The following is a 10,950-nucleotide window of genomic DNA, read 5'->3' on the forward strand; positions in this document are numbered from 1 at the left end:
CCTGTGGACCGTGCAAGGTGCGGGCGAGAAATCGTCGGGGCATGTGGATGCCACGGGGCGTGTGGCGTTGGTGCCACAGACCGCATCAGACCTGCTCTACCTTGCGAGCGTGCGCGCTGAGTGCGAGGCCAGCGACCAGGCAGCCGATGTACCCGACGGCACCACCGCCAAACTCCTGCTGGAGCTCGTGCCCAGCATCAACCTAGACGCGCACCCACGCGACCTCTCCGAAGGGCAGAAGATCGCGGTCGTACTCGCGGCTGAGCTCGTCGGCGACCCCCAGGTGGTACTCCTCGACGAGCCCACCCGCGGCCTCGACTACGCCGCCAAGGGCGTGCTCAGCAGCACCATCGCACGCATGGCGGCTGAGGGCCGTTCCATCCTCATCGCTACCCACGACGTCGAAATGGCCGCCCGCACCTGCGGACGCGTCATCGTGATGGCAGAGGGCGAGATCGTCTCCGACGGCCCCGCCCGCGACGTGCTCGCCTCCAGCCAGCTCCTTGCCACACAGGTGTCCAAGGTGGCGAGCCCGGTACCGCTACTGACTGTCGAGGAGTTCCATGCAGCCGCGCGTTGACGATCGCCTCGACATCCCGGCCCCGCTGGTCGGCGTCCATCTTGGGTGGACCTCGTGGCTGCTCATTGGTGTCATCAGCGTGTTCGGTTTCTTCGCCCTGGCTTGGCCGTTCTTCGTACCGGCGGTGGGTGTTGGCACGCAACATTCGCAAGACGCACCCTTCATCTTGGCCGCGTTGCTGCCCCTCATGCTCGCGCTGGTGATCGCACAGGTGAACGAAGGCGGCCTCGATACCCGGGCTCTGGCAATGCTCGGCGTGCTCTCGGCCATTTCCGCTGTGATGCGCCCAGTGCTTGGTGCAGGTACGGCTGGCGTCGAGAGCATTTTCTTCATCCTCATCCTCGCGGGGCGGGCGTTCGGCCCAGGCTTTGGGTTCTTGCTCGGCAATACCGCGATGTTCGCTTCGGCCTTGCTCACCGCCGGTGTTGGCCCCTGGCTGCCGTTCCAGATGATGGGCGCGAGCATCTGTGGGCTGGCGGCCGGGCTGCTGCCCCGTCGCGTGCACGGCAAGGCCGAGATTGCCATGCTCATCGGGCTCGGTGTGGTGAACGCGTACGTGTACGGCATGATGATGAACCTCTGGTTCTGGCCATTCATCACGGGCACGTCGGTCGACGGTGTTGCCGCAGGCGCTCTCGACTATGTGCCAGGCGCGCCACTCGTCGACAACCTTCGCTCGTTCTTGTGGTTCACGCTGCTTACCTCGACGGCCGGCTTCGACACCGGCCGGGCTCTCGCGACGGGTATTGCCCTGGCTGTGCTGGGGCGGCCGCTGTTGGTGGTGCTGCGGCGAGCCGCGGGCATGGCGCGCATTCAAGCTACGGCCCACTCCAGTGGCACCCAGGCCGTCGTGGCCTGAGCTTGCGCGGTCACCGTCGGGCGAGAGGAAGCGCCCAACCACCCTGTTCTCCTTCCTCGATCCAGCCGCCTTCTGCCAGCTCGTGCAGACCCGAGAGGCACGCTGCCAACGGCAGCCCCGTGCGCCGAGACAAGGTGGACGGCAGCATCTCTTCGCCCACGACGAACACTTCACGCAGCATTCGGAGGTCGGGGCGCAGGCGGTCAAGTGCTACGTCTTCACCGCGGGCTCGGGATTCTGGCACGCTACCCACCGGGTTGAGGAGCTCCCGCACGTCGCGTGAATCGGTGACCAGCACTGCCCCACCGTCGCGGATGAGCCGGTGTGGTGTTTGGGAGAGCGTCGAAGTGACCGGCCCTGGAACGCCCATGACCACCCGCCCGAGCTCATTGGCCCACGCCGCCGTGTTCTTCGCGCCCGAGCGGAGCGCGGCTTCTACTACCACCGTGCCAGCAGTGATGGCAGCGATGATGCGGTTCCTGGCCAAGAATGCGGGGCGCATCGGCCTGCTGCCGGGAGGCATCTCTGATACGACGGCACCCTTGCGCGCGATCATCGCCGCTAAGGATGCGTTCGACGCCGGGTACGGCTGGTCGACACCGCTCGCCACCACACCGATCGTCATACCTCCAACTGAGAGCGCTCCCCGGTGCGCGGCGGCGTCGATACCGAAGGCCAGCCCGGAAACAATGGCAACGCCTTCTGTGGCCAGGTCTGCTGCGAGTTCGAGTGCCACGTTTTGGCCGTACTGCGACGCCGCTCTCGACCCTACGAGCGCCACACCGGGAGGGCTCGCGTCAAGGGGAGCCCCTCGAACCCACAGGCCGAATGGCTGTCCGCCTTGGTCGCCCACCTGGGCACTCGTCAGGCTACAGAAGTTGGCCGGCCATTCGTCGTCGCCTGGAATGATGAAGCGCGCTTCGCACTGCTCAGTAGCGGCTTGAATGCTCTCAAGGTCGATGGTGCGTGCGCGCGACGCCCACGCTGATTGCTCACGCTGCGTTCGCAGTGCTTGCCACACCCACTGCGCGCCTTCCTCTTCTACCAGCGCGGCGAGCTTCGGCGATGCGAGAGACCCGAGTGCGCACAGGCCCATCCTGGCTTGTCGTTCGTTCATGTCAGGCCGCCTTTGCAGATTCTCCGAGCCGCAGCTGCATGGCAGCGCCGAGCTCGGTGTCGGTGACGACGTCGTTGCCTGCGAGATCTGCGAGTGTCCAGGCGACGCGGAGCACCTTGTCGACTCCGCGAGCGCTGAGTGTGCCTCGCGCGAGCGCCCGGTTGATCAGCGCTGTATCTGGCAGTGGTAGTTCCTTGCGCAGGAATGAACCCGACACCTGGCTGTTGGTGGCCCACGGGGTGTCGCGAAGCCGGTGACGTTGGCGTTCCCTCGCTTCCAGCACCCGCTCGAGTACGACGGCGCTCGTCTCCGACGGGGGTTGGTTGATCTCCATGAACCGACTCACCGCTGGCATTCGATGCAGGATGTCGACTCTGTCGAGGATGGGGCCGCTCAGCCTGTCTTGGTATTGCCGAACCCGAAACGGTGGACACGAGCACTCCTTGCCCACGACGCCGGAATACCCGCACGGGCACGGATTCGCTGCCAGCACCAACTGAAACCGAGCGGGGAACTGCACCTGGTGCATGGCACGACCGATGCTGACGTACCCGTTCTCCAGCGGTACGCGTAGTGACTCCAGCGTTTTCTGACCGAATTCTGGCCCTTCATCCAAAAAGAGCACTCCGAGGTGGGCAAGGCTGACCGCGCCTGGGCGGATTTCTCTGCCACCTCCCCCGACGAGGCTCTGCCGGCTCGCCGTATGGTGCGGGTCTTGGTACGGCGGGCGGGTGATGAGCCCCTCCGTGAGGCGTTCTCCGGCCAAGGAATGCAACGCCGACACTTCGATGGCTTCGTCTGGTGTGAGCGGAGGAAGGATCGACGTCAACCGCGACGCCAGCATCGTCTTCCCCACCCCCGGTGGGCCATGCAGGAACAGGTGATGACGACCAGCCGCGGCCACCTCAAGGGCGAACTTCCCGTCCTCATGGCCCTGCACGTCGGAGAGATCGGGAACGAGTGGGTGGGCGTCAGCGGACGATGCCAATGGTGCGGCGGGGTGCACCGTCGGATTGCCGGCGAGCACGCCAAGCACTTCGCACAGATGCTCCACACCCCACACTGTGATGCCTGGGACAAGCTCGGCTTCCGAGAGCTGTGTGGCCGGGACGATGGCGTTGGCGAACCCCCGTTTTGACGCGGCAAGCAGCAAGGGAATGATGCCGCGCACAGGGCGAATCCGCCCGTCCAGCCCCAGTTCGCCGAACATGACTGTTCTCGCGAGCAGCTCCGTGCGTACCTCGTTCTTCGGGTCGACAGCCATCACCGCCACGGCAATGGCTACGTCGAAGTGCGTGCCATGCTTGGGCACCGAACCTGGCGAGAGATTCACGGTGAGCATGCCGTCGGGCCATTTCTTGCCGGTGGCCCGAACCCCATGTTTGACGCGTTCTTTCGCCTCGTTGAGCGACGCATCCGGCAGCCCGACGAACACCGTCTTGGGGATGTTCATCGTGGTGGCTGCCTCGATTTCTACCTTCGTGCCTTCCAGCCCCTGCAGGGCGATGCACCACGCCGTCGTGCTCATGCGGCCACCCCTCGAATATGCGTGATATCAGGTGTCCTACCGCCCAGCAACACTCCGATGGCATCGACACGAATCCTGGAACCGCCCGCCTCATGGGCGTCCAGCCACATGTGCGCCAACTGGTACAGCCGCCGGGCTTTGGTGGGCGTTATCGCCTCAATGGGGGCACCAAAACCGCTGCCTGAGCGGGTTTTTACCTCGATGAACACCACGACGCGTTCGGATGGCTCATACGCCACGATGTCGAGTTCTCCATGCTCACAGCGCCAATTACGCTCGAGCACCTGGAACCCATTCGACTGCAAATACTGCGCCGCGACTCCCTCACCGTATGAGCCGAGAGCCCTGGACGCCTTTCCCAAACGGACCATAAGTCACCTCCACCTATGTGATAGGCAACTCGGTACCCCTCACGCCCGTTTTCCACAGGGTGAATTTGCCCGAATAGGAAAAACTTACGGTTTCGGCACCTCTAGCTCCGAGTGCGCGATCTCCTCGATGGAGACGTCGCGGAAGGTGAGCACCTTGGCAGACTTCACGAACCGTGCGGGGCGGTACATGTCCCACACCCAGGCGTCTCCCATCGACACCTCGTAATACACGTCGCCGCCCTCGGTGCGGACTTTCAAGTCGACGGCATTGCAGAGGTAGAAGCGCCGCTCAGTCTCCACTGCGTAGGTAAAGATTCCTACGACGTCCTTGTACTCGCGGTACAGGTCCAACTCGAGCTTCGACTCGTACTCATCAAGGTCCTCGGAGTTCATGGTTCCTCACTGTACTGGGACCGAGGCATGGCTGCTATGGGCGGCACGAACGTTGGCGAAACACCAGCGGTGGATTCGCGTCGGCCCATGCTCAAGGAGCGCGGCCTGATGGCGCGCCGTGTTGTACCCCTTATGAATCTCAAAACCGTACTCTGGAAACTCCTGAGCGAAATCCGCCATGATGCGGTCTCTCGTCACCTTCGCCACCACCGACGCAGCACTCACGCACGCAGATACCTTGTCGCCCTTCCACATCGCCAGCCCCGGCACATCCAGGCCGTCGACGGGAAAACCGTCGGTCAACACGAATCCAGGGCGTACGTCGAGTTTGCTCACGGCCCTGCGGAGCGCCTGAATGTCGGCTTCATGCATGCCCAGCGCATCGCATTGCTCCGGGCTCACCTCCGCCACCGCCACGGCTAGGGAGCACCGTCGGATCTCATCCAGGAGACGTTCGCGCTTGGCTGGGGTGAGCGCCTTCGAGTCGTCGAGGTCAGGGATGGGTTTCGCGGGGTCGAGAATCACAGCTGCCGCCACCAATGGCCCGGCGCTCGCACCGCGGCCAGCCTCGTCGACGCCAGCCACCGGCCCGAGCCCGCTGTGCAGCAGTGCGCGCTCGTAGGCGTAATTGCCCTGCCCGAGTCGGACCATTAGCAGCCGGGTTCGACGTGGTGCAGCACAGGCTTGTCGGGCGCAGGTTCAGCAGGGTCGGGGACGCTCGCGAATGTTTCAGGCACGACGAACGTGGAGAGCCGGTCGAGTGGCGCGACGATGGCGACGGCGGAACCGACGACCTTGTCAACCGGGATAAACGCCGCCATGCCTTGCGGCTCACCCTGTTTCACATTCGCGAGTCGGCAGCGCGAATCCCCTGATGCGTTGCGGTGATCCCCCATCACAAAAATATGGCCGGCAGGCACCACGATGTCGAAAGGCACCGTCGCAGGCTCCACCTGAACACCGTTCTCCGCGAATAGATACGGGGTTTCGTCGAGGGGCTGGCCGTTGACCTCGATCTTGCCTTCATCGTTCAGCCGAACATGATCGCCCGGCATTCCGATGAGACGTTTGATGAGGTGCTCCGTACCGCTGGTGGGGACTAACCCGACGAACTCCAGCCCACGCTGCAGCGGGCCGGGATCTGGCGTTTGTGTGCTGCCGAGCCAGTGATCGGGATCTTCGAAGACGACGACGTCGCCGCGCTGAAATCCGCCGAGTTTGCTGACGAACACGCGGTCGCCGACGTCGATGGTGTTCTGCATAGAACCGGATGGGATGACGAACATTTGCCCAATGAAGGTTCGCAGCAGCACAGCGATGATGATGGCTCCCACGACGATGATGGCGCCCTCGCTGACCCATCCGAGCACGCGCCGCCCGAAGGGACGCTCGCTGTCGGCGTCGACGTCCTCGGGTGCTTCGGCGTTCGGCTGTGCATTCACTCCGCACACTCTACCGGGAATGGCGAAGGCCACCGGGACAACACCCGATGGCCTTCAAAGGTATGGGAAGCCCTCATTCGCTCAGGCGCGCTTTTCCTTGATCTTGGCTGCCTTGCCACGGAGCCCGCGGAGGTAGTACAGCTTGGCGCGACGCACGTCGCCGCGACGCTCGACCTCGATCTTGTCGATTATGGGGCTGTGCAGCGGGAAGGTACGCTCAACACCAACGCCGAAGCTCACCTTGCGGACGGTGAATGCTTCCTGGATGCCGCCGGCATTCTTGGCGATGACGGTGCCCGCGAACACCTGGACACGGGAGCGGTTGCCTTCCACGACCTTCACGTGAACCTTCACGGAGTCGCCGGCGCGGAACTCGGGGATGTCGTCGCGTAGCGACTGCTTGTCGAGCTCTTTGATGATGGGGTTCGTCATGTTCGTTCCTCGTCAGTGCCGCAGGTCACCGCGGTAGTAGTTCGTCGCGACGTGCTGGACGGTCCCCCTACGGCAGGAGCCACCACGCCACCAGACGCCTGCTGGCGCCAAAGAGCAATCTTGCCAGATCCCCGTCGCATCCGGAAATCGAGCCGGCTCACCGCCGCGTCCCTCACCCCAGGCAGACGTAACCTGTGCGGCTCTGTCCCGGAACAGGTGTCACCTGCCTAGCCGCGACGAGGCACCGTCGGGAAGCTGGTGACACATGATCCGCTCAGTTGCCGCACAGGTTGCACCTGCCCGGCGGGGAAAAGCGAGGCCCCGAGATACCCGACGGGGTCCGCGCCGGGAGGGTGCCCGACGACGTGGGCACTGCATGCGAAAGGTGCGGCAGGCTGCACCAGCCCGCCGCACCTTCGCTTACGGTTTGCTTACTTGCCGTCGCCCTTGAACATCGCCTTCATGAGGTCGCGGTTCAGGCGGGAGATGGACTCCAGCGGGATGCCCTTCGGGCAGACCGCGGCACACTCACCGATGTTGGTGCAGTTGCCGAAGCCTTCCTCGTCGTGCTGGGCAACCATGGACTTCACGCGGCGGTAGCGCTCCGGCTGGCCCTGCGGGAGCAGCGCCAGGTGGGAGATCTTCGCCGAGGTGAAGAGCATGGCCGAGCTGTTCGGGCATGCCGCAACGCAGGCACCACAGCCGATGCAGGTTGCGTTGTCGAACGCGGTATCCGCCTCGCGCTTCGGCGCCGGGGTGGCGTGCGCGTCGGGAGCGGAGCCGGTGTTCGACGACACGTAGCCGCCGGCGGCAATGATGCGGTCCAGCGAGGTGCGGTCGACGACGAGGTCCTTGATGACCGGGAACGGCCCGGCCTGCCAAGGCTCGATGTCGATGGTGGCACCGTCGGAGAAGGAGCGCATGTGGAGCTGGCAGGTGGTGGTCACCTCGGGGCCGTGAGCGACGCCGTTGATGACCAGGGAGCACATGCCACAGATGCCTTCACGGCAATCGTGGTCGAACGCAACAGGCTCTTCGTTCTTCTCCGTCAGCTGCTCATTGAGCATGTCGAGCATCTCGAGGAAGGACATGTCCTCGGACACGCCGTCGAGGTGGTACTCCACCATGCTGCCCTGAGCATTCTTGGAGGCCTGACGCCAGATACGTAGCTTCAGCTTCACTTGTAACTCCGTTGCTTCAGTTCGATTGCGTTGTAGACGAGTTCCTCACGGTGGAGCACCGGCTTGGCGCCCTCGCCAGTCCATTCCCAGGCCGCGACGTAGAGGTACTCGTCGTCGTGACGCAGTGCCTCGCCCTCTTCGGTCTGGCTCTCGGCGCGGAAGTGCCCACCGCAGGACTCACGACGGTGGAGCGCGTCGATGCACATCAGCTCGCCCAGCTCCATGAAGTCGGCCACACGGCCGGCGTTCTCGAGCGCCTGGTTGAAGTCCTCAGCCTTACCCGTCACACGGACGTCGCGCCAGAACTCCTCGCGCAGCTCGCGGATGAGGCCGATGGCCTTCTGCAAGCCTTCCTCGGTGCGTTCCATGCCGCAGTACTCCCACATGATGTGGCCGAGCTCCTTGTGGAACGATTCGACGGAGCGCTTGCCCTGGATGGACATGAGCTTGTCGATGCGAGCTTGCGCAGAATCGCGAGCTTCGACGACAGCCGGGTGGTCGGCGGCGAGCTTCTCGAACGGCGCATCAGCGAGGTAGTCGTTGATGGTGTTCGGGAGGACGAAGTAGCCGTCGGCCAGACCCTGCATCAACGCCGAAGCGCCGAGGCGGTTGGCGCCGTGGTCGGAGAAGTTGGCCTCGCCGCACACGAACATGCCGGGGATCGTCGACTGGAGGTCGTAGTCCACCCAGAGGCCACCCATGGTGTAGTGCACCGCCGGGTAGATACGCATCGGAACCTCGTAGGGGTTCTCGTCGGTGATCCGCTGGTACATGTCGAAGAGGTTGCCGTACTTGGCTTCGACGGCCTTCTTACCGAGGCGGTTGATGGCGTCGGAGAAGTCCAGGTACACACCGCGACGCACGGAGCGCTCGGTGCCATCGGGAGCCTTCTCGACGATGGCCGGGCCAACGCCGCGACCCTCGTCGCACATGTTCTTCGCCTGACGCGATGCGATATCGCGCGGCACCAGGTTGCCGAAGGAGGGGTAGATGCGCTCCAGGTAGTAGTCGCGATCTTCCTCGGGAATCTGGCGCGGATCCTTGCCGCAGTCTTCTGCCTTCTTGGGCACCCAGATGCGGCCGTCGTTACGCAGCGACTCCGACATCAGCGTGAGCTTGGACTGCGACGTGCCGTGCTGCGGGATGCAGGTGGGGTGAATCTGGGTGTAGCAGGGGTTGCCGAAGTAGGCGCCCTTGCGGTGCGCACGCCAAGCGGCGGTCGCGTTGCAGCCCATCGCGTTGGTCGAGAGGAAGAAGACGTTGCCGTAACCACCCGTGGCGAGCACGACGGCGTCGGCGGTCCACGTCTCTACCTTGCCGGTGACCATGTCGCGGGTGACGATGCCGCGAGCCCGGCCGTCGACGGTGATGAGCTCCACCATTTCGTGGCGGGCGTACATCTTGACGGTGCCGGCTGCCACCTGGCGCTCGAGCTGCTGGTAGGCGCCGATCAGCAGCTGCTGACCCGTTTGGCCACGAGCGTAGAAGGTGCGCTGCACCTGCACGCCACCGAACGAGCGGGTGTCGAGCAGACCGCCGTACTCACGCGCGAAGGGCACGCCCTGCGCGACGCACTGGTCGATGATGTTCGCCGACACCTCGGCGAGGCGGTACACGTTCGTTTCGCGAGCGCGGTAGTCGCCGCCCTTCACGGTGTCGTAGAAGAGGCGGAAGGTGGAGTCGTTGTCGTTGCGGTAGTTCTTCGCAGCGTTGATACCGCCCTGTGCGGCGATGGAGTGAGCTCGTCGTGGCGAATCCTGGTAGCAGAAGTTCAGCACGTTGTAGCCGGCCTCGCCGAGCGTCGCCGCCGCTGCGCCACCGGCCAGACCGGTGCCGACGATGATGACGGACAGCTTGCGGCGGTTGGCCGGGTTCACGAGGCGAGCCTGGAACTGGCGTGTCGACCAGACCTTGTCGATCTCGACCTTGGGGGCCTTCTCGTCGGCGATGTTCTCGCCCACGGTGTAGTAGTTCGTTGCGACGTCAGTCATTGCTAATCACGCACCAATCAGTCCGAAGGCCACGGCCAGCGGCATGGCCATGAAGCCGATGTAGAGGAGCACTGCGACGAAGATCGCCAGGCCGTTCAGGATGGCGCGCGAGCGGGGCGACAGGTTGAGGCCCAGCGTCGCGAACGCGCTCCAGAAGCCATGACGCACGTGCATGCACACCAGGATCATCCAGAACGCGTACATGGCGACGAACCACACCTGCTGGAAGGCGTGCACCACCATGACGTGCGGTGCGTCGATGGGGCCGCCGTGGAACGTCGTCGGGATGATCGTGAACTGCAGCAGGTGGACGATGAGGCCCACCAGCACGATCACGCCGCCCCAGCGCATGGTACGCGCGGAATAGGTCTGCGAAATGCGCGTGGTGTGCTGGTAGCCGCGGCCAGACGCCTTCGAGGAGATGCTCCACAGGGAGAACGCGCTCATGAAGTGGAGCACGATCACGAGCACCATCACGGCGCGGAAGATCCAGATGAACGTGCCATTCGGGAGAATGGGGTACATCATGTCCTCAACGCCGTCGGCACCCTTGAGCCAGTGCGCGTAGTGGTCGAAGGCGTCCGTGCTTAGGAACATCTTCAAGTTGCCATACATGTGCATGAGCAGGAAGCCGATCATGATCAAGCCGGTCACCGCCATGGTGAACTTCTTGACCACAGTCGAGCGAGCTGCCCGCTGATGAATAGTCATTGTTGTCGTCACGCACCGTACTGTAGCTAAGTTCCTGGCCGTTCGTGCGCCCGGGGTCGGTATTGCGCCAAGTTCTTTATTTGGCCCGCGACTAGGGGATTTTTGCTATTTTCAGCTTGCGTAATACCAAGCGAGGATGAAAGGGCAGGTCAGCCGTCAGTCGCCCATGAGATCAGGGCGACGCTGCCTCGTCCTAGCCTCCGATTGTGCCCTGCGCCACTGCGCGATGAGCCCGTGGTTGCCGGACAGGAGCACGTCGGGCACTGCTCGCCCGCGCCAGGTTGGAGGCTTGGTGTAGTTCGGGTATTCCAGCAGGCGGTCGTTGTCGTCGGAGTGGCTTTCTTC

Annotated in this window: 12 protein-coding genes and 1 pseudogene; 2 read left to right on the top strand and 11 right to left on the bottom strand. The window is 64.0% G+C overall.

Features of this window, described 5'->3' with window-relative positions:
- Both Q0X68_RS12210 and Q0X68_RS12215 read left to right on the top strand, forming a co-directional pair.
- Positions 1-580: ATP-binding cassette domain-containing protein (locus Q0X68_RS12210; RefSeq protein ID WP_297752232.1), on the top strand; the 580-nt coding region annotated here is incomplete at its 5' end.
- On the top strand, positions 564-1,439 hold the full coding sequence (locus Q0X68_RS12215; RefSeq protein WP_297752233.1) for an ECF transporter S component: 876 nt from the start codon (positions 564-566) through the stop codon (positions 1,437-1,439). The genes Q0X68_RS12210 and Q0X68_RS12215, both read left to right, overlap by 17 nt.
- A 10-nt stretch (positions 1,440-1,449) precedes the next feature.
- Here the strand turns inward: Q0X68_RS12215 and dprA are convergent, their stop codons facing one another.
- The 11 genes and pseudogenes from dprA to Q0X68_RS12270 form a co-directional block, all read right to left on the bottom strand.
- Positions 1,450-2,556 (bottom strand): DNA-processing protein DprA, encoded by a 1,107-nt coding sequence (gene dprA / locus Q0X68_RS12220; RefSeq protein ID WP_297752236.1) that lies wholly within the window; start codon positions 2,554-2,556, stop codon positions 1,450-1,452.
- Between the two features lies 1 nt (position 2,557).
- The gene (locus Q0X68_RS12225) at positions 2,558-4,084 is read right to left on the bottom strand and encodes a YifB family Mg chelatase-like AAA ATPase (RefSeq protein WP_297752239.1); all 1,527 of its coding nucleotides are present in this window, start codon (positions 4,082-4,084) and stop codon (positions 2,558-2,560) included.
- The gene (locus Q0X68_RS12230) at positions 4,081-4,455 is read right to left on the bottom strand and encodes a YraN family protein (RefSeq protein WP_297752242.1); all 375 of its coding nucleotides are present in this window, start codon (positions 4,453-4,455) and stop codon (positions 4,081-4,083) included. Before Q0X68_RS12230 ends, Q0X68_RS12225 begins: the two co-directional genes overlap by 4 nt.
- Before the next feature lie 84 nt (positions 4,456-4,539).
- Positions 4,540-4,848, bottom strand: a complete 309-nt coding sequence (locus Q0X68_RS12235; RefSeq protein WP_297752246.1) for a DUF2469 domain-containing protein — start codon at positions 4,846-4,848, stop codon at positions 4,540-4,542.
- Between the two features lie 6 nt (positions 4,849-4,854).
- Entirely contained in the window at positions 4,855-5,499 is a 645-nt protein-coding gene (locus Q0X68_RS12240; protein WP_297752249.1) for a ribonuclease HII, read from the bottom strand.
- A complete protein-coding gene (lepB, locus tag Q0X68_RS12245; protein ID WP_297752252.1) occupies positions 5,499-6,290 on the bottom strand; it encodes a signal peptidase I in 792 nt (263 codons plus the stop codon). The genes Q0X68_RS12240 and lepB overlap by 1 nt, the downstream gene beginning before the upstream one ends.
- An 81-nt stretch (positions 6,291-6,371) precedes the next feature.
- Positions 6,372-6,722 (bottom strand): 50S ribosomal protein L19, encoded by a 351-nt coding sequence (gene rplS, locus Q0X68_RS12250; RefSeq protein ID WP_297741710.1) that lies wholly within the window; start codon positions 6,720-6,722, stop codon positions 6,372-6,374.
- A 431-nt stretch (positions 6,723-7,153) separates the two neighbouring features.
- Complete coding sequence (locus tag Q0X68_RS12255; protein WP_108871589.1) at positions 7,154-7,903, bottom strand: succinate dehydrogenase/fumarate reductase iron-sulfur subunit; 750 nt, start codon at positions 7,901-7,903, stop codon at positions 7,154-7,156.
- Positions 7,900-9,894: a fumarate reductase/succinate dehydrogenase flavoprotein subunit gene (locus Q0X68_RS12260; RefSeq protein WP_297752256.1), complete on the bottom strand. Its 1,995-nt coding sequence runs from the start codon at positions 9,892-9,894 to the stop codon at positions 7,900-7,902. Before Q0X68_RS12260 ends, Q0X68_RS12255 begins: the two co-directional genes overlap by 4 nt.
- A 6-nt stretch (positions 9,895-9,900) precedes the next feature.
- A complete protein-coding gene (locus Q0X68_RS12265; RefSeq protein ID WP_366128366.1) occupies positions 9,901-10,605 on the bottom strand; it encodes a succinate dehydrogenase cytochrome b subunit in 705 nt (234 codons plus the stop codon).
- Between the two features lie 156 nt (positions 10,606-10,761).
- Positions 10,762-10,950, bottom strand: a pseudogene (locus Q0X68_RS12270) (tRNA (guanosine(37)-N1)-methyltransferase TrmD); the annotation flags it as partial.

The sequence above is a fragment of the uncultured Tessaracoccus sp. genome, from assembly GCF_947286155.1.
Taxonomy (GTDB): Bacteria; Actinomycetota; Actinomycetes; order Propionibacteriales; family Propionibacteriaceae; genus Arachnia.

Coding starts and splice junctions, on each gene's coding strand:
- Q0X68_RS12215 (WP_297752233.1), top strand. CDS start 564: ATGCAGCCGCGCGTTGACGATCGCCTCGACATCCCGGCCCCGCTGGTC.
- Q0X68_RS12260 (WP_297752256.1), bottom strand. CDS start 9,894: ATGACTGACGTCGCAACGAACTACTACACCGTGGGCGAGAACATCGCC.
- Q0X68_RS12265 (WP_366128366.1), bottom strand. CDS start 10,605: ATGACTATTCATCAGCGGGCAGCTCGCTCGACTGTGGTCAAGAAGTTC.
- Q0X68_RS12230 (WP_297752242.1), bottom strand. CDS start 4,455: ATGGTCCGTTTGGGAAAGGCGTCCAGGGCTCTCGGCTCATACGGTGAG.
- rplS (WP_297741710.1), bottom strand. CDS start 6,722: ATGACGAACCCCATCATCAAAGAGCTCGACAAGCAGTCGCTACGCGAC.
- Q0X68_RS12225 (WP_297752239.1), bottom strand. CDS start 4,084: ATGAGCACGACGGCGTGGTGCATCGCCCTGCAGGGGCTGGAAGGCACG.
- Q0X68_RS12235 (WP_297752246.1), bottom strand. CDS start 4,848: ATGAACTCCGAGGACCTTGATGAGTACGAGTCGAAGCTCGAGTTGGAC.
- Q0X68_RS12240 (WP_297752249.1), bottom strand. CDS start 5,499: ATGGTCCGACTCGGGCAGGGCAATTACGCCTACGAGCGCGCACTGCTG.
- dprA (WP_297752236.1), bottom strand. CDS start 2,556: ATGAACGAACGACAAGCCAGGATGGGCCTGTGCGCACTCGGGTCTCTC.